The sequence below is a fragment of the Duganella phyllosphaerae genome (assembly GCF_001758785.1).
In the GTDB taxonomy this organism is placed as follows: Bacteria; Pseudomonadota; Gammaproteobacteria; order Burkholderiales; family Burkholderiaceae_D; genus Rugamonas; species Rugamonas phyllosphaerae.
Genome location: NZ_LROM01000071.1, coordinates 133,210 through 153,734, shown reverse-complemented (window position 1 = coordinate 153,734; position 20,525 = coordinate 133,210). Strand labels below are relative to the sequence as shown.

The following is a 20,525-nucleotide window of genomic DNA, read 5'->3' as shown; positions in this document are numbered from 1 at the left end:
AAGCGCGCCACCTGTTGCGCGCCACGACAGGAGACACGATGAGAGCAATCGAGCGACCAAATGGCGCACTGCTGTTGGCCGGCATATTGATGCTGGCGGCCGCCACCCCCGCCACGGCGCAGCTGCAGCCGGCGCCCACCGCGGCGCAGGATGTGCCCACCCCGCAGCAGCTGTTCGGCCCCCTGTACCAGGCCGTGCAAACCGCCCATATCTACCCGGATGCCAAGACCTTTGCCGACGCCGTGCCCAAGTCCGATCCGCAACAGATCCTGGCGCAATATCAGAAAGAGCAGCCGCAGGACAAGGCCGCGCTGCAAGCGTTCGTCGAACGTCATTTCGACCTGCCGGCGCCAGCGACGATCACGCTGCGCCAGCACATCGCCTCGCTGTGGCCGGTGCTCACGCGGCCGCCGCTCGACCCACCCAAGTGGTCGTCGGCCTTGCCGCTGCCGGCCAACTACGTGGTGCCGGGAGGGCGCTTCCGCGAGATTTATTATTGGGACTCGTACTTCACCATGCTGGGCCTGCAAGCCGACCATCGCAGCGACCTGGTCGATTCGATGATCGTCGGTTTTCAGAGCCTGGTCGAACGTTACGGCCACATCCCCAACGGCACCCGCAGCTATTACCTGAGCCGCTCGCAGCCGCCGTTTTTTGCGGCGATGGCGCAATTGAAACCGCTCGGGGTGAGCAAGTCTGACGCCAAGGCCGATGCGCGCCTGCTGGCCGCGCTCAAGCGCGAACACGATTACTGGATGCGCGGCGCGGCGTGCCTGCCCAAAGCCGGGCAGGGCGCCTGCGAACACGTGGTGCGCCTGGCCGACGGCACCATCCTCAACCGCTATTGGGATGCGAAAGACACGCCGCGCGACGAGGCCACCCAGCCCGATCTCGACACCGCCCGCGATACTGATCGTGCCAAGCCGGCGCTGTTCCGCGACCTGCGCGCGGCGGCCGAAAGCGGCTGGGACTTTTCGTCGCGCTGGCAGGACGATCCGCAGCGCCTGGCCACCGTGCACACCACGTCGATTGCGCCGGTGGACCTCAACAGCCTGCTGTACCAGCTGGAAGGCGAAGTGGCGCGCCGCTGCGAAGCTGCGCGTGATTTGGCCTGCGCCAAACAGTTCAACCAGGTCAAGGCCACGCGCGCAGCAGCCATCCAGAAGCTGTTCTGGGTGGCCGCCGAAAAACGCTATGCCGACTACGACCTGCGCCAGCAGCGGCCCACCAGGGTATTGAGCGCGGCCACCTATTATCCGCTGTGGGTCGGCATCGCCACGCCGGCGCAAGCAGCAGCGGTAGCCGAGACCACGCAGCAGCAACTGCTGGCCGAAGGCGGCCTGCGTACCACCTTGCTGCGCACCGGCCAGCAGTGGGATGCCCCCAACGGCTGGGCGCCGCTGCAATGGATTGCCATCGATGGCCTGGCGCGCTACGGCCATGAACCGCTGGCGCGCGAAATCGCCAAGCGCTGGGTGGCCACCGTGCACCGCACCTGGGTGCAGACCGGCAAGCTGCTGGAAAAGTACGACGTCGAGGAACGCAAGAGCGGCGGCGGGGGCGAGTATCCGACCCAGGACGGCTTCGGCTGGACCAACGGCGTGACCAGCGCGCTGCTCGAGCGCTACCCGGACCTGGCGCACTGACCGGCGCCGGCGCTGTCAAAAATGGTGCGGCGCACACGGCGCCGCACCGTGGGCGCGCATCGCCGCACCTTGCTGGTGAGCACTGTTGTTTCCGGATTTATCCTGCCGATTTATTAGCCCGTCAACGTTGCAATCTGGTGCTGCCTGCCGCACAATGCCCCGGCTTGTAGCCGCATCCTTACCCAGGACGCGCGCACTTATCCAGACCCCGTACCGATGCAAGGAAAAAATCGATGGAAGCTTTTATCAGTAGTTTGAATGGCGTGATCTGGAGTCCCGCGCTGATTTACCTGTGCCTTGGCGCCGGCCTGTTCTATTCGATCCAGACCCGTTTCGTGCAGGTGCGCCTGTTTACCGAAATGCTGCGCCTGCTGTTCAAGAAGCGTGACAACGATTCCGGCATCTCGTCGTTCCAGGCCCTGGCCGTGTCGTTGTCCGGCCGGGTAGGCGTGGGCAATATCGCCGGCGTGGCCGCCGCCATCGGTTTCGGCGGTCCTGGCGCGGTGTTCTGGATGTGGGCGGTCGCCTTCCTCGGCGCCAGCACGGCCTATGCCGAATCGACGCTGGGCCAGCTCTACAAGGTCGAAGAAAACGGCCAGTACCGTGGCGGCTCCGCCTACTTCTTCACGCGCTGCCTCGGCTGGCCGTGGCTCGGTGCGCTGTTTGCCGTCTCGGCCGTGATTTCCTGCGGCATCTTCCTGCCCGGCGTGCAAGCCAACGCGGTCGGTAACGCGGTCACCCAGATCTTCGGCGACGGCACCATGGTCAACACCTTCATGGGCAGCGTTGGCACCCACAAGCTGGCCGGCCTGGCGGTGATCCTGCTGGTGCTGGGCGTGATCATTTTCGGCGGCATCAAGCGCATTGCCCAGTTTGCCGAGTACGTGGTGCCGTTCATGGCCTTCGGTTACATCGTGCTGGCGCTGATTGTCATCGGCATGAATATCGACAAGCTGCCAGGCATTTTCCAGCTGATCTTCTCGGATGCATTCTCGGCCCAGGCCGGCATGGGCGCAGCAATTGGCTGGGGCGTCAAGCGCGGCGTGTACTCGAACGAAGCGGGGCAGGGTACCGGCACCCACGCGGCAGCTGCTGCCGAAACCGAGCACCCGTCGCAACAGGGCCTGGTGCAGGCATTCTCGATCTATGTCGATACCTTGCTGGTCTGCACCGCCACCGCGCTGATGATCTTGATCACTAACCAGTACAACGTCCAGGGCACGCTGCCCGACGGCCAGTTCCTGGTCCAGCACCTGCCGGCCAATACCGAGATCGGTTCGGCGGCGTTCACGCAAATGGCGCTGCAAAGCACGTTCGGCAGTTTCGGCCCGGTGTTCGTGGCGCTGGCGCTGTTCTTCTTCGCCTTTACCACTATCGTTGCGTACTACTACATCGCCGAGACCAATGTCGCTTACCTGAACCAGTACTTCAAGCGCAGCGTGCCGCTGGTGGTGGTCAAGCTGCTGATCATGGCGATGGTGGTGTTTGGCACCATCAACAGCGCCGGCTATATCTGGAACCTCGGCGATATCGGCGTGGGCATGATGGCGTGGATCAACATCATCGGCATCCTGATCATCTTTTTCATCTCGCGCCCGACCATCGTCTGCCTGCGTGATTACGAGAAGCAGCTCAAGGCTGGCGGCCCGATCACCTTCGATCCGGTCAAGCTGGGCATCAAGAACGCCACTTTCTGGGAGCAGCGCGCGGCCAAGCGCAAATAGGGAGATAACAAAGTATGCCCGGGCTTAACAAAACCCTATCATTGCCCGGGCTATATTAGAATGGCGGCTGCCCATTTATCTTGCCCTGAAAGAAACAACCAATGCATGAATTTCTGACCCTGCTGAGCGCCTGGTTCCTGCACCTCGACGTGCATCTGGCCGAACTGGTCGCATCATACGGCCACTGGATTTACCTGTTGCTGTTCGCTGTGATCTTCATCGAAACCGGCGTGGTCATCATGCCTTTCCTGCCCGGCGATTCGCTGCTGTTCATTGCCGGCGCACTGGCCGCCAAGGGCTTGTTCGATCCGTGGATACTGTTCTTCCTGCTGCTGACTGCCGCCATCACCGGCGATGCGCTCAACTTCGCCATCGGCACCTACGTGCGGCGCAAGGCAGTCGATACATCGCGCATCCCGTTCCTGAAAGCCGAGCACATCGCGCTGACGCAACAGTTCTTCGAGCGTCATGGCGGCAAGACCATCATCCTGGCCCGCTTCGTGCCGATCGTGCGCACGCTCGCGCCGTTCGTCGCGGCCCTCGGTTCGATGCCGGCCCGCGTGTTCTTCATGTACAACGTCGTCGGCGGCCTGGTGTGGGTAGGCAGTTTGCTGTTGGCGGGCTACCTGTTCGGTAACATCCCGTGGGTGAGCAACAACCTCACCATCGTCGTGCTGGGCATCGTGTTCCTGTCCATCCTGCCGGGCATCATCGCCTGGTTGCGTTCGCTGGGCAACCGGTCCAGCAAGGCCTGATACTGGTTGATTTATGGGGACCTCGAAAAACCGTAGCGGGTCGCGCAGTAGGTTTTTTGAGGTTCCCTCATGCTAGAGATCCTGGCAATCACCAGCCCCATCTATTTAGTGGTGCTGGCTGGTTACCTGGCCACGCGGTCCGGCGTGTTCCTTCGCGCCGACATGGCCATTTTCGGCAAGTTCGTGCTGAACCTGGCGCTGCCGGCGCTGATCTTCAATGCGCTGGCGCAGCGCCACATCTCCGACGTGTTGCACCCCACCTACCTGCTGGCCTACCTGGGCGGCTCCTTGCTGGCCATGACCACCGCCTACCTGGTCGGGCGCCGCCTGTGCGGCTGGGACCGTACTCGCAGCACCTTTCTCGGCATGGGGGTGTCGTGCTCGAACAGCAGCTTCATCGGCTACCCGATCCTGTTGCTGATGGTAGCCCCCGTGGCCGGCGTGGCGCTGGCACTCAATGTCCTCATCGAAAACCTGCTCATGTTGCCGCTGCTGCTCGCGCTGGCCGAGAGCGCGCGCGGCAATGGTGGCACCTGGCAGCAAGTACTGCGCCAATCGCTGCTGCGGCTGGCGCGCAATCCGCTGGTGCTGGCGGTGTCTGCGGGTCTCGCCATCAGCCTGGCGCAGGTGGACTTGCCGCAACCGGTGCTGCGCACGGTGAACCTGTTTGCGCAAGCCAGTGGCGGCCTGTCGCTGTTTGCCATCGGCGGCATGCTGGTGGGGCTGCCGTTGCGCGCGGGCTGGCAGAGGGTGGTGCCGGTGGTGCTGGGCAAGCTGGTGGGGCATCCGCTGGCGGTGCTGCTGGTGCTCACGGTGGTCACGGCTTTGGGCGTGGCGCCGATGGAGCCGCAACTGCGGGCAGCGGCGCTGCTGATGGCTGCCATGCCGATGCTCAGCATCTATCCGATTTTGGGGCAGGCGTACGGCGAGGCCGACCGTAGCGCGACGACTTTGTTGCTGTGCATGGTGGCGTCGTTCTTCACGCTCAGTGCATGGATGTGGATGCTGCGCTAACCCCGCAAAGCCGGTGCGATACGGCTGCCTGACCGTTTGCGTTTGGGGTCGGACCCCGTACGGGGTCCGACCCCGGCCGTGGCTGTGCGGGTTAAAAAAAGCCCTGCGCACCGTGAGGTTGGCAGGGCTTTATTACATCGATCCAGAAGGGGCGTTCGCCCCTTTTCACATCTTAGATGGTATCGAGCGCAGCGTTGAAGCTGGCGCTAGGGCGCATCGCAGCTGCCGTTTTCACCGGATCAGGCTGGTAGTAGCCGCCGATATCGACTGCCTGTCCCTGCACCTTGGCCAGTTCATCGACGACCTTGGTTTCGTTTTCCGACAGGGCCTTGGCCAGCGGCGCGAAGTGGGCTTGCAGTTCCGCGTCTTCGGTCTGCGCGGCCAGGGCTTGCGCCCAGTACAGCGACAGGTAGAAGTGGCTGCCACGGTTGTCGAGCTCGCCGGTGCGGGTCGATGGCGACTTGCTGTTGTCCAGCAGTTTGCCGGTGGCTGCATCGAGCGTCTTGGCCAGGATCTTGGCCTTGTTGTTGCCTTGCTTGATGCCCAGTTCTTCCAGCGACACGGCCAGCGCCAGGAACTCGCCCAGCGAATCCCAGCGCAGGTGGTTTTCTTCCACCAGTTGTTTCACGTGTTTCGGTGCCGAACCGCCGGCGCCGGTCTCGTACATGCCGCCACCGGCCATCAATGGCACGATCGACAGCATCTTGGCCGAGGTGCCCAGTTCCAGGATCGGGAACAGGTCGGTCAGGTAGTCGCGCAGGATGTTGCCGGTCACCGAGATGGTGTCCAGGCCGCGCGAAACGCGTTCCAGCGTATAGCGCATGGCGCGCACTTGCGACATGATCTCGATGTGCAGGCCGCTGGTGTCGTGGTCTTTCAGGTACAGCTGGACCTTCTTGATCACTTCGTTTTCGTGCGGGCGATACGGGTCGAGCCAGAAGATGGCAGGCATGCCCGAGTTGCGCGCGCGGGTAACAGCCAGCTTGACCCAGTCGCGGATCGGTGCGTCCTTGACCTGGCACATGCGCCAGATATCGCCTTCTTCCACGGTCTGGGTCAGCAGCACTTCGCCGGTGGCCAGGTCGGTGATGTTGGCGATGCCGCCTTCGGTCACCTCAAACGTCTTGTCGTGCGAGCCGTATTCTTCGGCTTGTTGCGCCATCAGGCCCACGTTCGGCACGGTGCCCATGGTGGTCGGGTCGAAGTTGCCGTGCCATTTGCAGAAGTTGATCATCTCCTGGTAAATACGGGCAAAGGTCGACTCCGGCATCACGGCCTTGACGTCGGCAGTGCGGCCATCGGCGCCCCACATTTTGCCGCCGATGCGGATCATGGCCGGCATCGACGCATCGACGATCACGTCGTTCGGCGAATGGAAGTTGGTGATGCCCTTGGCCGAATCGACCATGGCCAGCTTCGGACGGTGCTCCAGGCACGCGTGCAGGTCCTTGAGGATTTCGTCTTTCTGCGACGCTGGCAGTTTTTCGATTTTTTCCAGCAGGTTGGACATGCCGTTGTTGACGTTGACGCCCAGTTCATCGAAGACCTTGGCGTGCTTTTCGAACGCTTCCTTGTAGAAGATGCGCACGCAGTGACCGAACACGATCGGGTGCGACACCTTCATCATGGTGGCCTTGACGTGCAGCGAGAACATCACGCCGGTCTTGTACGCGTCGTCGATTTCCTTCTCGTAGAAGTCCAGCAGCGCTTTTTTGCTCATGAACATGCTGTCGATGATTTCACCGGCTTGCAGCGAGACTTTCGGTTTGAGCACGATGGTTTTGCCCGAAGCGGTGATCAGTTCCATCTTGACGTCGCGCGGCTTGTCGATGGTCATTGATTTTTCGCCGTGGTAGAAGTCGCCGGCGTGCATGTGCGACACGTGGGTGCGCGAAGCCTGGCTCCATTCGCCCATCGAGTGCGGGTGCTTGCGCGCGTATTCTTTTACCGCTTTCGGTGCGCGGCGATCGGAGTTACCTTCGCGCAGGACCGGGTTGACGGCCGAGCCGATGCACTTGCCGTAGCGTGCTTTCAGGGCTTTTTCTTCGTCGGTTTTTGCATCTTCCGGGTAGTCCGGGAGGGCGTAGCCCTTGCCTTGCAGTTCGCGGATGGCCGCTTGCAGCTGCGAGACGGACGCGCTGATGTTCGGCAGCTTGATGATGTTGGTGTCGGGGTTCTGGGTCAGTGCGCCCAGTTCGGCCAGCGTGTTAGGCAGGCGCTGCGCTTCGGTCAGGAACTCGGGGAATTCGGCGATCACGCGGGCGGCAACGGAAATGTCGCTGGCGACAACGTCGACGCCGGCCGGCGCGGTGAACTTCTGGATGATCGGGAGCAGGGAATAAGTCGCCAGCAGCGGCGCTTCGTCGGTCAGGGTATAAATGATTTTAGATTTTTCTGTTGCCATGTTGATTCCCTCGGTTTTACCAGTTGGATCGGTGCCAGACGGCAGGAGTGTTAGCGGTCAACTAACCCAAACGAATATTTTAGACTGTCCGCGCGCGGTTTGTGCAAATTCCGTACTCATCAGGGGGCTAATGATGCCAAATTAATCATCCTGTAAGTAAAAACCCGGATCGGGCCGCCATGTAAACACGGTCAACTTGCAGATTGACTAATTTTCCACTGGACATCATTTGCGGCGTGGGTCAAGATCGCTCGTTATCAATTCGGTACCGGATGTTCCCATGCGCGACCACGCCCTTCGCTTGCAGTCCCTGTCCAAGTCGTTCGGCCGCCCGGCTGTCGACCAGCTCGACCTGGCGGTGCGCCGCGGCGAGTTTTACGCCCTGCTGGGCCCCAACGGCGCCGGCAAGACCACCACCTTGCGCATGGCCACCGGCCTGCTGGCGCCCGACAGCGGCAGCGTGGAAGTGCTGGGCGTGGACATGCTGCAAGACCCGGCCGCCGCCAAGCGCCACCTGGCCTACCTGCCGGACGAGCCGATGGTCTATGCCAAGCTCAAGCCGACCGAGTACCTGGAATTCGTCGCCGGCCTGTGGGGTATCAGTGCCGAGGAAGCGGAGCCGCGCGCGCGCCAGTTGCTCGACTGGCTCGACCTGAGCCAGCACGCTAACGAGCTGACCGAGGGTTTTTCGCGCGGCATGAAGCAAAAGCTGGCGCTGGCCGGCGCCCTGATCCACGCGCCGCAGTTGCTGATCCTCGACGAACCGCTCACAGGCCTGGATGCCGCCGCCGCGCGCCAGGTGAAAGATCTGCTGCAACAGCACGTGGCCGATGGCGGCACCGTGGTGCTGACCACCCACATCCTGGAAGTGGCCGAGCGGCTGGCCGAACGCATCGGCGTGATCCGCGCCGGCCGCCTGATCGCCGAAGGCACGCTCGATGAACTGCGCGCGCTGGCTGGCCTGGGTGCCGACGGCACGCTGGAAGACGTGTTCCTGCAGCTGACCGGAGTGCCGGCATGATCGATTTGAAAGGCGCACCGGGCGGCACCTGGTGGCTGCTGCGCCACGAAGTGCGCATGTATTTCACCACCATGCGCAAGCTGCGCGCCAACGGCAAGATCAGGGCCAACTGGCTCGGTCCGGGCCTGAGCGTGGTGTTGCAGTTGGCCTTGCACTGGGGTGCGTACCTGGTCATTCCTGTCATCCATCAGCATGGCCCGACGCCGGCGCTGGCCGCAACGCTTGCGACCGGCGTGCTGCTGGTGGGTGTGACCTTGATGCTGGCAGCGGCCTTGCGCGGCAGCGTGGACGCCCTGTTCGAGCGGGGTGACCTGGACTTGCTGCTGTCGTCGCCGTTGCCGGCCCACAGCATTTTCTTCGCGCGCCTGCTGGGCATCGTGGTCAGCGTGGCCGCCATGTTCCTGTTCTTCCTGGCGCCGCTGGCCAATATGGGGCTGCTGACCGGCCACCCGGAGTGGCTGGCGCTGTACGTGGTGGTGGTTGCGCTGGCGCTGCTGGTGTCGTCCTGCTCGATGCTGCTCACGTTGGCGCTGGTGCGCCTGATCGGTGCGCGCCGCACCAAGGTGCTGGTGCAGGTGCTCAGCGCCGTGGCCGGCGCGCTGGTATTCCTGCTTTCGCAAGCAGCCAATAGCCGCAGCGAAATGGGCGCCTGGCTGCAGGGAGCGCTGCATGGCGACTGGTCCGGCGTGCTGTGGCTTGGCCGCGCCGCGCTGGGCCAGCCGGCGCCGCTGGCCGGTTTGCTGGTCGCCGGCGTGGCGCTATTCTTTTTCACCACCCGCACCACGCGCAGCTTTTTCGTCAGCGGCGTGCAGCAGGCGGCCGGATCGGGCAGGGCGGCTGCGGCCCCTCCGGGTGGGCCGCGCTTCAATTTCCGGCGCGGCCTGGTGTGGGCCACCATGGTCAAGGAATGGCGCCTGATCGCACGCGATACGCGCCTGCTCACGCAAGTGCTGCTGCGCCTGCTGTACATGGTGCCGCTCGGCTTCCTGATCTTCAAGAACTCGGAAACCGTCAACCTGGCGGCCGGCGCCTCGCTGGTGTTCGTCTGCGCCTCGCTGGCCGGTTCGCTGGCGTGGATCATCATGGCGGCCGAAGATGCGCCGGACCTGCTGGCCAGCGCGCCGCGCAGCGCCAGCCTGATGCGCCGCGCCAAGCTGGCGGCAGCGGTGACGCCGCCGCTGGCCCTGGTGCTGTTGCCGGCGCTGTGGCTGGCAGTGCACCGGCCCTTGATGGGCGTGGTCACCGTGATCGCGCTGGTGTCGTCGTCGCTGGCCAGCGCCGTCATCGTCATGTGGAGCGGCCGCCCCGGCGCCCGCGCCGATTTCCAGCGCAGCGCCAGCGGTGTGAGCGCCACCCTGCAAGGCGTGAGCGGTATCGCCTGGGCCGGCGCGGCCTGGATGCTGCTCATCGGCCTGGAGTACGGCACCGGGCTTAAATGGTTTGCCCTGGCGCTGGGCGTGGCGCTGGCGGCGTTGCTGGTCGCGTGGGTTATTCACGGCAAGCGGGTGGGGCGGTGGAAGCAGGTGCCGCTGGCCGTCCGGGCCAAGGCCGTCTGACGAAGTGGACCAAGGCAAGGATCATGCGGTTGATCCCGGTTTTGCGACCGTTTGTCGCACAGCCGCGAACATGGCCGAGCCAAACGATTATGGTTGAGTTTTTAATCCCGGAATAAATATCATGATCCGTCGTTCGTTGCTGGTTTTACTTATCATCACCAGCCAGGCCGCATCGGCGGCAACCGGCCCCGCCGACATGGCGCCTGAATTCGGCCAGCACGCGGTGGGGCTGCGCATCGTCCAGCAATACGATTACAGCCGTCAGCTGGAAGCGCCGGTCGACGCGTTTGGCAAGGCCGGTGCGGTAGGCCCCGGGCGGCCGATCCAGACCCTGGTATGGTATCCGGCCAAGGCCACTCGCGCCGCGCCCATGATGGTGGCGGACTATCTTCAGGCCGACCTGGCCGACGTCGATTTTTCTTTGCCTGCGCAAGATGCCGCCAAACAGCGCGGCGCCTGGCTGGCCGGGCCAAGAAAAGCGCAATATGGCGCCGTCACCTTGGCCGTGCGCGACGCCGCGCCGGTAGCAGGCCGCTTCCCGGTGGTGATCTACGCCCCCAGCTTCGCCGCTCCGGCCACCGAAAACTTCGACCTGTGCGAATACCTGGCCAGCCATGGCTACGTGGTGATCGCCAGCCGCAGCCTGGGTGCGCGTGAGGTCATGATGACCGAAGATGTGGCGGGGGTGGAAGCGCAGGCAGCCGATATCTCCTTCCTGGTCAACTACGCGCAAACGCTGCCGCAGGCCGATATCACCAAGATCGCTGCGGCAGGATTCAGTTGGGGCGGCATGGCCAACGTATTCGCGGCTGCGCGGTCAAACCGCATCAAGGCGCTGGTGAGTCTCGATGGTTCGATCCGCTACCATCCGAAGATCTGGGGAGCGGCCACGTCCGTGCGTGCGCAAAACACTGCGGTGCCGATGCTTTTCCTGGGCGCACGCATGCCGACGGCCGAATCCATGGAGCGCGATGACAAGCTGGGCGCGAGCTACCTCAACACCATGAAATATTCGGACGTGTACGTGACCACGGCGCCACCGATGCACCACGGCGACTTCAGCGGCTTGCACCTGCGGTTTGTACCGGACAGCGACTTCGGCGACTACCAGCGCACCGAGGTGCTGCAAGCGTATCGCAGCGTGGCGCTCTACGCGCGGCGCTTCCTGGACGCTTATCTGAAACAGGATGCGTCAGCGCTGGCCTTTCTGCAGCAATCGCCGGCACGCCACGGCATCGGGCCGCAAGTGCTGACGCTGGAAAGCCGGCCAGCCAGCGCCGTGCTGCTGGGCGAGGGCGACTTCCTGCGTGCGTTTGCCAAGGGCGGGTATTTCAATGCCCAGGTGCTCTACGCCGACATGCGCACCCGCGCACCCGACTTCAAGCTCAGCCCCCTCAACTTGAACAATCTCGGCTACCAGCTGCTGCGCGCCGACAACGCGCGCGGCGCGGTGCAGTTGTTCAAACTGGCGACCTACATCGATCCGGCTTTCGGCAATGCTTTCGACAGCGAGGGCGAGGCGTACGAAGCGCTGGGGGACACTGCGGCGGCGATTGTGGCTTATGAAAAGGCGGTGGCGGTGGATAAGGGGCAGGTCAATGCGCTGACGCGAATCAACGCACTGCGGGCTGGTGAAAGGAAGTAGCTCGATTCCGTGGTCAGGCGGCTATGTAGACAACTCATGCACATCGTCCTGCGCAAAGCTGCCAAACAACTCCAGCACCCCGCGCGGGGCCTGCGCATCAAAAAACATCGCCATATTCTGCGCCGATTCGCGCGCGCACGGTTCGCTGCGAGCAAACATCGCTGTCTCGTAGCTGGCCAGCGCCGCCTCAAGGTCCTGGGGCCACGCTGCGATTGCCAGCCCCAGCTCGGCGCCATCGAGCAGCGCCAGGTTGGCGCCTTCGCCGGCGAACGGCGACATCAGGTGGGCGGCGTCACCGAGCAGCGTGACGCCCGGTACGCGCTGCCAGCGGTGTCCGACCGGCAACGCGTGGATGGGGCGTAGCAGCGGCGGGCTGTCGCCGCCGGTGATCAAGGCGGTGAGTGCCGGCGCCCAGCCTTCGAACTCGCGCGCGAGCAGGGCGGTTGCCTGCGCCGGGTTGGAAAAATCGATGGCGGCCAGCCACTCCTGCGAACGATTGAGGGCGACATAGGAATGCAAACTGCCGTCGCCGTGCCGGTGCGTGAAGATGCCCTGGCCCGGTGCGGTGGCAATCATGGTGCCGTTGCCGGCCAGGCTGGCGCTGGCCCGATGGCGGTGTTCGGCGTCTGCCATCGTGATCTCGACGAACGACGTGCCGCTGTAGGTGGGCACGTCCGCAGACACCAGCGGCCGCACGCGCGACCAGGCGCCGTCGGCGCCGACCAGCAGCGTGCTGACGACAGTGGCGCCGTTGGCGAACGTCACCTCGTGGCGACCTTCACCGGTGGCGCGTAAAGTGACGACCCTGTGGCCCCAGCGGATGCTCGCCGGCGGCAACGCATCGAGCAGCAGGCGCCGCAGCGCGCCCCGGTCCACCTCGGGCCGGTCGCCGTGGGCCAGGTCGGGCCGGTCGAGCAGGATGCTCCCGTTCTTGTCCACCAGCCGCTTGGCGTCCGCGCCGGCAATCACGATGCCGAGGAAGTGCGCATGCAGCCCGGCAGCCTTGAGCGCGACCTGGCCGTTGTATTCGTGGATGTCGAGCAGGCCGCCTTGCACCCGGGCGTCGGGACCAGCTTCCGCTTCATAGATGGTGGCGGCGATGCCGTGCACGTGCAGCACGCGTGCGAGCATCAACCCGCCCAGGCCGGCGCCGATGATGGTGATCCGTGGTTGCATAAAAATCCTTTGGAATGACATTCCATTATATTGGAATGTTATTCCATCTGTGTCAAGATGCGGCATGAACAAGAAAACCGCACCCAGGGCGCGGCGCGACGACATGCTCTCGCGCGAACGCATCATCGACGCCGCCATCGACCTGCTCGACCGTGAAGGCGAGCGCGGGCTGACCTTCCAGGCGCTGTCGGCGCAACTGGCCACCGGCCCCGGCGCGATTTACGGCCACATCGCCAACAAGGCCGACTTGCTGACCGCCGCCTGCGACGCCATCGTGGCGCGCGCCGTCGCCTCGCCGAGCGACGACGCCACGCCGCAGGCAGCGATCCGGGCGCTGGCGCTGGCGCTCTTCGACGCCATGGACGATCACCCCTGGGCGGGCGCCACCCTGATCCAGGCAGGCGGACAAATGCCGGTGGTGCGCATCCTCGAACGCGTGGGGCAGCAGATCAGCGCCCTGGGCGTGCCGCAGGCGGCGCATTGGGCCGGCGCCAGCGCGGTGGTCAACTACATCCTCGGCGTGAGCGGACAAAACGCCGCCAATGCACAACTCGCGCGCTCGCAGAAGGCCGACCGGGATACATTTTTAGCGGAAGTAGCGATTGCGTGGAGCCGGCTCGATCCGGCGCAGTACCCGTTTACACGCAGCGTGGCGGGGCAGTTACGGGGGCACGATGACCGCGAGGATTTTCTGGCAGGGGTGGACTTGCTGCTCGCTGGCCTGGTCTCGCAGGCGCAGATTTCGTAACTGGCGCGCTGGCATGGGATTCAACTTCCACTTCACTTTCGAGCTTGGCAGGCGCGCCGCGTCGCTGGCGTTTCGGGTCCACGTGCCGTCGAGCGGGAGCAGACGCTACCGCTCGGCCACGCGTGGCATCACGCCCGCTGAACCGCCACCTGCAACGTCGCCCGCAACCCCGGCGCATTGTCCGCCAGCGTGAGGCCGCCGCCATGCAGCCGCGCCACGGCCGACACCACCGACAGCCCCAGCCCCACGCCCGGCGTACCGCGGCTGGCGTCTCCGCGGTAAAAGCGTTCCACAACTTTTGGCCGTTCATTTTCCGCCACGCCAGGCCCGTTGTCGGCCACCACCAGTTCGAGCGTATTGTTGGGGGCGCCGGCCAGACGGCAAGCGGTGATCGCGATCACGCCATGCTCGGGCGCGTACTTCAGGGCGTTTTCCACCAGGTTGCCCAGCGCCTGCGCCAGCAATACCGGGTCGCCCACGGTCGTCAAATTACCGGTAGGGACGAAGCTGAGCGCGATGTCCTTCAGTTCCGCCACCGGTAGATAAAACTCGGCCACCTCGGCGCCCAGGCGCGCCAGGTCCACGTCCACGAAACCGCCGCGGCGGCTGCCGCTGTCGATTTCGGCCAGCCGCAGCAGGGCGTTGAAGATACTCATCACGCGGTCGACGTCGTTGATGGCAGCGTCGATTTCGGCATAGGTTTCCTCGTCGGACGGGCGGGCCACCGACAGTTCCTCCAGCCGCGCGCGCAGCTCGGAGAGCGGCGTGCGCAGGTCGTGGGCGATGGCGTTGGAGACGTCCTGCACGCCGGTCACCAGGTGCTCGATCTGGTCGAGCATGCGGTTGACGGTTTGCGTGAGCAGCTGCAGCTCGTCGCCGTCGCCCGGTTCTGCCAGGCGGCGCGAGAGCTGGCCTTCGATGATGGCCGACGTGGTCTGGCTGATGTTCTGCACGCGCGCGAGCAGGGCGCGCCGTATCATCACGCCACCCAGTGCGGCCACGAGCAGTACCGCGACGGCGCAGCCCAGCAAGCCGTAGATGAACAGGCGTTCGAGCACGTCGAAGCGATTGAGGTTGCTGGCTACCAGCAGCCGGTAGCCCTTGGCCATGGTGACCTGCACCATCTCGATCCGGCGCGGCATGCCATCGACGTCGATGGTGGCCGAACTGCTGCCGTCCACGTGGGGCAGGTCGGCCGGCCAGCCGGGCAGGTTGCCGGCCAGCTTGACGCCGTTCGGCGCTGTAAACAGGATGATCTTGCGCACGCCGTCGTTGGTGCCCATGACCTGGCTGTCGATGGCGGCGGCCAGCGCGAACGGGCCGTTGCGGGCAAACAGGTTGCACATGCGGCGCGAATCGGCTTGCAGCAGGTCGGTGCGCACCTGCTCGATATTGGTATTCCACGCCCACCACAGCGGCCCGGCAAACATGGCCAGCACCAGCAGGCTGATGACGGCGTAGCCGATGGCGATGGTGCGGGCGGAAAAGCCGGGCAGTTTCAGCATGGGGCCTGGTTACTCGCGGTCGGTCAGCATGTAGCCGGCGTTGCGCACGGTGCGCAGCAACGGCGTCGGAAAGCCGGCGTCGATTTTCTGGCGCAGCTTGCTGATGTGGACATCGATCACATTGGTCTGCGGATCGAAGTGGTAGTCCCACACGTTTTCCAGCAACATGGTGCGCGTGACCACCTGGTTGGCGTGGCGCAGCAGGTACTCGAGCAGCTTGAATTCGCGCGGCTGCAAAGCTACCGGCTTGCCGGCCCGGACCACCTTGTGCGCCAGCAGGTCCATCGACAAATCGCCCAGTGTCAGCGTGGTCTCCACCGACACGCTTTGCGAGCGCCGCATCAGCGCGTCCAGGCGGGCCAGCAGCTCGCCAAAGGCGAAGGGCTTGATCAGGTAATCGTCGCCGCCGCTTTTCAGCCCGCGAATGCGGTCGTCCACGCCGTCGAGCGCGGACAGGATCAGGATCGGCACCTGGTTGCCATGCATGCGCAGCGCTTCGATGATCGACAGACCGTCGATCCCTCCCGGCAGCATGCGGTCCATGATGATGGCGTCGTACGACGCGCTGACCGCGTGGTACATGCCATCCTTGCCATTGTCGGCGTGGTCCACCGTGTGCCCGGCCTCGGTGAGGCCCTTCTTGACGAAGCGGCCCACGCGTTCATTGTCTTCGACAAGTAAGAGCTTCACTGCTGTTCTCCGCCCGTCACGATGAAGGAATCGCGGCGCCGCTGTCGGCCGCTGCGGGAGCGTCGCCGGTGTGCTCGATCCAGCCGCCGCCCAATGCGCGGTACAGGCCGACTAACGCACTAAGCCGATTTTGGCGCGCCGTGATCAGGTTGATCTGGGCGTTATACAGGTCGGTCTTGGCGGTCAGTACGCTCAGGTAGTCGTTGATGCCGTTGTTGTACAACATCTCGGCCAGGGTCACGCGGCGCTGCTGGGCATCGACGTTGCGCTGGCGTGCAGCGAGCTCGGTGTCATAGGTGCCGCGCGCGGCCAGGCCGTCGGCCACTTCGCGGAACGCCGTCTGCACGCTCTTGCGATATTCGGCCACGCCGATGTCGCGGCTGATGCGGGCGGTGTCGAGGTTGGCCTGGCGCGCGCCGCCATCAAAAATCGGCAGCAGCAGTTCGGGCGCGAATGACCAGGCGCCGGAGCCGGCCTTGAACAGGCCGCCCAGCGAATTGCTGGCCGTGCCGGCAGCGGCGGTGAGACTGATGCGCGGGAAGAACGCCGCGCGGGCCGCGCCGATGTTGGCGTATTCGGCGCGCAGCAGCGCCTCGGCTTGCTGCACGTCGGGACGGCGCAGCAGCAGGTCCGACGGCAGTCCGGCCGGGATATCGGCCAGCATGCTTTGCTGCGCCAGCGGCACCGCCGCCGGCAGGTTGTCAGGCAGCGGTTGGCCCAGCAGCAGCACCAGCGCATTCTCGGCTTGCGCGCGCAGGCGCACCTGCGCCGCGTGGTTGGCCTCGGCCTGCTGCAAGGTCACCTGCGCCAGCGATTCGTCCAGTTCCGACGTGGTGCCGGTGTCGTATTGCAGCTTGACGATACGGTACGACTCGCGCGCGGCGGCCAGCGTTTCGTCGGTCACCTTGAGCTGCTCGTCGTACGCCAGCATGGTCAGATACTGCTCGGCCACCTGCGACACCAGCAGGATGTGCGCGGCCTGGCGCCCGTAGGCGCTGGCCAGGTACTGCTCGCGCGCGGAGTCGCTCAGGCTTTGCAGGCGCCCGAAGACGTCGATCTCCCACGCGGTGTTCAGCATGACCGAATTGGTTTGCGTGGTGTTGCGGGTGTTGGCGGCATTGCTGGTGGTCGAGGAGCGTCCACCTGAAGCTTCCGCGTTCAGGGTCGGCAAGGCAGCTGCGCGCTGCAACTGCAACGCGGCCTGGGCCTGGCTCACGCGCAGCAGGGCCACGCGCAAGTCCTGGTTGTTCTCGAGCGCGATGCGCACCAGCGTGTGCAGGCGCTCGTCGACCAGGAAGTTCTGCCAGCCGGTGTCGGCGGCGGCGGTCGCGTTCGTCGTGGTCGGCGCGGTGTACGCCGGGCCGGCAGGGTAGGCCGGCGTGGCGGTCGTGGCGTTGGTCGCGGGCTGCTGGTAAGTGGGCTGCAGCGAGCAGCCGGAAACCAGCGCCGCACCGAGAGCGAGTATAAAAATTTTATTCATGTCAGTGCGCCTCCGGTGTGGCGGCGACGGCAGTTGGCGGACCATCGCCCGACGGCTTGCGCTGCTTGATCTTGCCGGCGATGAGCACGAAGAACAGCGGGATCAGGAAGGTCGCCAGGAAGGTGGCGGTCAGCATGCCGCCGATCACGCCGATACCGAGCGCGTTCTGGCTGGCCGCGCCGGCGCCACTGGCAATCGCCAGCGGCAGCACGCCCAGCACGAACGCCATCGACGTCATGATGATCGGGCGCAGGCGCAGCTTGGCCGATTCCATCGCTGCATCGAGAATGGTGTAGCCCTGGATTTGCAGCTCACGCGCGAACTCCACGATCAGGATGGCATTCTTGGCCGAGAGACCGATCGTGGTCAGCAAGCCCACCTGGAAGAACACGTCGTTTTCCAGCCCGAACATGGTGGCCGCACCGAGCGCACCCAGCACGCCCACCGGCACCACCATGATCACCGAAACCGGGATCGACCAGCTTTCATACAGCGCGGCCAGGCTCAGGAATACCACAAGGATCGACAGCGCGTACAGCAGCGGCGCCTGCGCACCGGCCTGCGACTCCTGCAGCGAGATGCCGCTCCACTCGTAGCCGAAACCTTCGGGCAGCTGGGCGACCAGGCGCTCCATGATCTTCATCGCCTCGCCGGTACTGTGGCCCGGCGCCGGCTGGCCCAGGATCTCGGCCGACTCGATGCCGTTGTAGCGCGCCATGGCCGGCGCCCCCCACGACCACTGGGCGCTGGCGAACGCGGAGAACGGCACCATGTCGCCCGCCTTGTTGCGCACGTAAAGCAGCTTGATGTCGTCCGGGTTCATGCGGAACTGGGCGTCGGCCTGCACGTACACGCGCTTGATGCGGTTGTCGGTGTCAAAAAAATTGTTGACGTAACGCGAACCCCAGGCGGTGGAGAAGGTCTGATCGACGTCGGTGAGACTGACGCCCAGCGCCGCCGCCTTTTCGCGGTCGATATTGATTTTATAGGTCGCGTTGTCGGCCTGGCCCGTGTAGCGCACGCGGCCCAGCGAAGGTTCTTTTTTGGTCAGTTCCAGCAGCTGGTCGCGGGCGCGGGCCAAAGCTTCGTGGCCGGCATTGCCGCGATCCTGCAACTGCAGAGAGAAGCCGGAAGCCGAGCCCAGGCCGCGAATCGCCGGCGGCTCCACCGCCGTGATCTGGGCGCCCTGGAAGCTGGCGTAGCGCGCCGAGATGCGTTCACTCAGCGCGGTCACACTGAGCTTGTCGTCTTCACGCTCGTCCCACGGTTTGAGGCGCACGAACAGGCGGCCCTGGTTCTGGCCACGCTGCGGCTGGCTGGCGCCGTTGGTCAGGAAGGTCGATTCGACCATGGCCTTTTCGTCGGTGAGCAGGTAGTTGCTGATCTCGTCGAGCACCTTGCCGGTGGTTTCCAGCGTGCTGCCGGCGGGAGTTTGCACCTGCACGAACATATAGCCCTGGTCTTCCTTGGGCAGGAAGCCGCCTGGCAGGCGCAGGAACAGGAACAGTACTGCGGCGATCATCACCACGTACAAGGTCATCCACAGGCCACGGCGGCGGATGATGGCGCCCACGCTGCCCAGGTAGCGGTCGCGGGTTTTGTCGAAGCTGCGGTTGAACCAGCCGAAGAAGCCTTTCTTCTCGTGGTGGTCGGGGTCGGGGCGCTTGAGCAGCATCGCGCACAGCGCCGGCGTCAGGGTCAACGCCACGAACACGGACAGCAGCATCGACGCCACCACCGTCAGCGAGAACTCGCGGTAGATCGCGCCGACCGTGCCGCTGGAAAACGCCACCGGCACGAACACGGCGGACAGTACCAGCGCCACGCCGATCAGCGCGCTGGTGATCTGGCCCATGGCCTTTTCGGTAGCTTCGTAGGGCCCCAGGCCATCCTCGTGCATGACCCGTTCGACGTTTTCCACCACCACGATGGCGTCATCGACCAAGAGGCCAATGGCCAGCACCAGGCCGAACATCGACAGCGTGTTGACGGTAAAGCCGAGCGCCGACATGATGCCGAAGGTCCCCAGCAGTACCACCGGCACCGTGATCGACGGGATCAGGGTGGCGCGGATATTTTGCAGGAACAGGTACATCACCAGGAACACCAGCACGATGCCTTCGATCAGGGTTTTCACCACTTCGTGGATCGACACCTTGATGAACGGCGTGATGTCGTTCGGGTATACCACGCGCAGGCCGTGCGGGAAATAGGCTTTCAAGTCTTCCAGGCGTGCGCGCACGGCTTCCGCCGTAGACAGCGCGTTGGAGCCGGGCGCCAGCGAAATACCCAGACCCGAAGCGGGCTTGCCGCTGATGCGCACGTCGACGTTGTAATTTTCTGGACCGAGCGCCACGCGCGCCACGTCGCCGATGCGCACGGCCGCGCCGTCGGGCTGCACCTTGAGCAGGATGCGCTTGAACTGTTCCGGCGTGCGCATCAGGCTCGCTTCGCTGATGGTCGCGCTCAGGGTCTGGCCCGGCACGGCGGGCGAGCCGCCCAGCTGGCCGCCGGAAATTTGCACGTTTTGCGCGACGATGGCCGCGTTGACGTCGAGCGGCGTGAGCGCATAGCTGCGCAGTTTCACCGGGTCGAGCCAGATACGCATCGCGTACTGGGTGCCGAACAAGTTCATGCTGCCCACACCGGGAATGCGCGAGAGCGGATCCTGGATGTTCGAGGCCACGTAGTTGGCGATGTCGAACTTGGTCATGCTGTTGTCGTCGGAGACGAACGCCGCCACCATCAGGAAGTCCGACGTCGATTTCGATACCCGCAGGCCCGATTGCTGGACATCGTTGGGCAGGCGCGGCACGGCCGATTGCAGCTTGTTCTGCACCTGCACCTGGGCGATGTCGGGATCGGTGCCGGCAGCGAACGTCATGGTGGTGGTGGACTGGCCGGTGTCGTCGCTGGTGGACGTCATGTAGAGCAGGTTGTCGATCGCGGTCATTTGCTGTTCGATCACCTGCACCACGGTGTTCTGCATGGTCTCGGCGGAGGCGCCGGAATAGGTGGCCTGGATCTGCACGGTGGGCGGCGAGACCGGCGGGTACTGCTCGACCGGCAGCTTCATCAGCGAGATGACGCCGACGAGCATGATCAGGAGGGCGATGACGATCGCGAAGATCGGACGCTGGATGAAAAATTTTGGCATTGTC

14 protein-coding genes are annotated in these 20,525 nt (G+C 64.6%); 8 read left to right on the top strand and 6 right to left on the bottom strand.

The genetic code is table 11. The features are described 5' to 3' along the window. The first annotated feature begins 38 nt into the window (after positions 1-38). The 4 genes from treA to DUPY_RS08940 all read left to right on the top strand — a co-directional run bounded on the left by treA (position 39) and on the right by DUPY_RS08940 (position 5,139). Positions 39-1,646 (top strand): alpha,alpha-trehalase TreA, encoded by a 1,608-nt coding sequence (treA, locus tag DUPY_RS08955; RefSeq protein ID WP_071651607.1) that lies wholly within the window; start codon positions 39-41, stop codon positions 1,644-1,646. 233 nt (positions 1,647-1,879) lie between these two features. Beyond that, a complete protein-coding gene (locus DUPY_RS08950) occupies positions 1,880-3,370 on the top strand; it encodes an alanine/glycine:cation symporter family protein (protein WP_070247473.1) in 1,491 nt (496 codons plus the stop codon). Positions 3,371-3,471: 101 nt separating this feature from the next. Next, on the top strand, positions 3,472-4,125 hold the full coding sequence (locus tag DUPY_RS08945; protein WP_070247472.1) for a VTT domain-containing protein: 654 nt from the start codon (positions 3,472-3,474) through the stop codon (positions 4,123-4,125). 69 nt (positions 4,126-4,194) lie between these two features. Continuing rightward, positions 4,195-5,139, top strand: coding sequence for an AEC family transporter (locus DUPY_RS08940; protein WP_070247471.1), 945 nt, complete (start codon positions 4,195-4,197; stop codon positions 5,137-5,139). Positions 5,140-5,311: 172 nt separating this feature from the next. On the opposite strand, the gene DUPY_RS08935 is transcribed toward DUPY_RS08940, so the two are convergent. Continuing rightward, positions 5,312-7,543 carry an NADP-dependent isocitrate dehydrogenase gene (locus DUPY_RS08935; RefSeq protein ID WP_070247470.1) on the bottom strand — a complete coding sequence of 744 codons (2,232 nt, stop codon included), beginning with the start codon at positions 7,541-7,543 and terminating at the stop codon, positions 5,312-5,314. Between the two features lie 280 nt (positions 7,544-7,823). On the opposite strand from DUPY_RS08935, the gene DUPY_RS08930 reads away from it, so the two are divergent. From DUPY_RS08930 to DUPY_RS08920, 3 genes are all read left to right on the top strand, one after another. Next, entirely contained in the window at positions 7,824-8,564 is a 741-nt protein-coding gene (locus DUPY_RS08930; RefSeq protein ID WP_070247469.1) for an ABC transporter ATP-binding protein, read from the top strand. Continuing rightward, positions 8,561-10,120, top strand: a complete 1,560-nt coding sequence (locus DUPY_RS08925; protein ID WP_084640624.1) for a hypothetical protein — start codon at positions 8,561-8,563, stop codon at positions 10,118-10,120. Before DUPY_RS08930 ends, DUPY_RS08925 begins: the two co-directional genes overlap by 4 nt. A gap of 121 nt (positions 10,121-10,241) precedes the next feature. Beyond that, entirely contained in the window at positions 10,242-11,765 is a 1,524-nt protein-coding gene (locus DUPY_RS08920) for a dienelactone hydrolase family protein (RefSeq protein ID WP_084640623.1), read from the top strand. Between the two features lie 21 nt (positions 11,766-11,786). On the opposite strand, the gene DUPY_RS08915 is transcribed toward DUPY_RS08920, so the two are convergent. Continuing rightward, positions 11,787-12,941: an FAD-dependent oxidoreductase gene (locus DUPY_RS08915; protein ID WP_070247468.1), complete on the bottom strand. Its 1,155-nt coding sequence runs from the start codon at positions 12,939-12,941 to the stop codon at positions 11,787-11,789. Positions 12,942-13,005: 64 nt separating this feature from the next. On the opposite strand from DUPY_RS08915, the gene DUPY_RS08910 reads away from it, so the two are divergent. Beyond that, the gene (locus DUPY_RS08910) at positions 13,006-13,689 is read left to right on the top strand and encodes a TetR/AcrR family transcriptional regulator (RefSeq protein WP_070247467.1); all 684 of its coding nucleotides are present in this window, start codon (positions 13,006-13,008) and stop codon (positions 13,687-13,689) included. 128 nt (positions 13,690-13,817) lie between these two features. Here DUPY_RS08910 and DUPY_RS08905 read toward each other — a convergent pair whose 3' ends face one another. The 4 genes from DUPY_RS08905 to DUPY_RS08890 are packed head-to-tail and all read right to left on the bottom strand — an operon-like array spanning position 13,818 to position 20,521. Then, positions 13,818-15,194 carry a sensor histidine kinase gene (locus DUPY_RS08905; protein ID WP_070247466.1) on the bottom strand — a complete coding sequence of 459 codons (1,377 nt, stop codon included), beginning with the start codon at positions 15,192-15,194 and terminating at the stop codon, positions 13,818-13,820. 9 nt (positions 15,195-15,203) lie between these two features. Next, positions 15,204-15,884 carry a response regulator transcription factor gene (locus tag DUPY_RS08900; protein ID WP_070247465.1) on the bottom strand — a complete coding sequence of 227 codons (681 nt, stop codon included), beginning with the start codon at positions 15,882-15,884 and terminating at the stop codon, positions 15,204-15,206. Positions 15,885-15,900: 16 nt separating this feature from the next. Then, positions 15,901-17,364 (bottom strand): efflux transporter outer membrane subunit, encoded by a 1,464-nt coding sequence (locus DUPY_RS08895; RefSeq protein WP_070247464.1) that lies wholly within the window; start codon positions 17,362-17,364, stop codon positions 15,901-15,903. Between the two features lies 1 nt (position 17,365). Then, a complete protein-coding gene (locus DUPY_RS08890; RefSeq protein ID WP_070247463.1) occupies positions 17,366-20,521 on the bottom strand; it encodes an efflux RND transporter permease subunit in 3,156 nt (1,051 codons plus the stop codon). Positions 20,522-20,525: the final 4 nt, after the last annotated feature.

What these genes read in the sequence shown, in the direction of transcription:
- DUPY_RS08935 (WP_070247470.1), bottom strand. Translation starts at nt 7,543, where the DNA reads ATGGCAACAGAAAAATCTAAAATCATTTATACCCTGACCGACGAAGCG.
- DUPY_RS08930 (WP_070247469.1), top strand. Translation starts at nt 7,824, where the DNA reads ATGCGCGACCACGCCCTTCGCTTGCAGTCCCTGTCCAAGTCGTTCGGC.
- DUPY_RS08910 (WP_070247467.1), top strand. Translation starts at nt 13,006, where the DNA reads ATGAACAAGAAAACCGCACCCAGGGCGCGGCGCGACGACATGCTCTCG.
- DUPY_RS08890 (WP_070247463.1), bottom strand. Translation starts at nt 20,521, where the DNA reads ATGCCAAAATTTTTCATCCAGCGTCCGATCTTCGCGATCGTCATCGCC.
- DUPY_RS08945 (WP_070247472.1), top strand. Translation starts at nt 3,472, where the DNA reads ATGCATGAATTTCTGACCCTGCTGAGCGCCTGGTTCCTGCACCTCGAC.
- treA (WP_071651607.1), top strand. Translation starts at nt 39, where the DNA reads ATGAGAGCAATCGAGCGACCAAATGGCGCACTGCTGTTGGCCGGCATA.
- DUPY_RS08915 (WP_070247468.1), bottom strand. Translation starts at nt 12,941, where the DNA reads ATGCAACCACGGATCACCATCATCGGCGCCGGCCTGGGCGGGTTGATG.
- DUPY_RS08950 (WP_070247473.1), top strand. Translation starts at nt 1,880, where the DNA reads ATGGAAGCTTTTATCAGTAGTTTGAATGGCGTGATCTGGAGTCCCGCG.
- DUPY_RS08920 (WP_084640623.1), top strand. Translation starts at nt 10,242, where the DNA reads ATGATCCGTCGTTCGTTGCTGGTTTTACTTATCATCACCAGCCAGGCC.
- DUPY_RS08940 (WP_070247471.1), top strand. Translation starts at nt 4,195, where the DNA reads ATGCTAGAGATCCTGGCAATCACCAGCCCCATCTATTTAGTGGTGCTG.
- DUPY_RS08905 (WP_070247466.1), bottom strand. Translation starts at nt 15,194, where the DNA reads ATGCTGAAACTGCCCGGCTTTTCCGCCCGCACCATCGCCATCGGCTAC.
- DUPY_RS08895 (WP_070247464.1), bottom strand. Translation starts at nt 17,364, where the DNA reads ATGAATAAAATTTTTATACTCGCTCTCGGTGCGGCGCTGGTTTCCGGC.
- DUPY_RS08925 (WP_084640624.1), top strand. Translation starts at nt 8,561, where the DNA reads ATGATCGATTTGAAAGGCGCACCGGGCGGCACCTGGTGGCTGCTGCGC.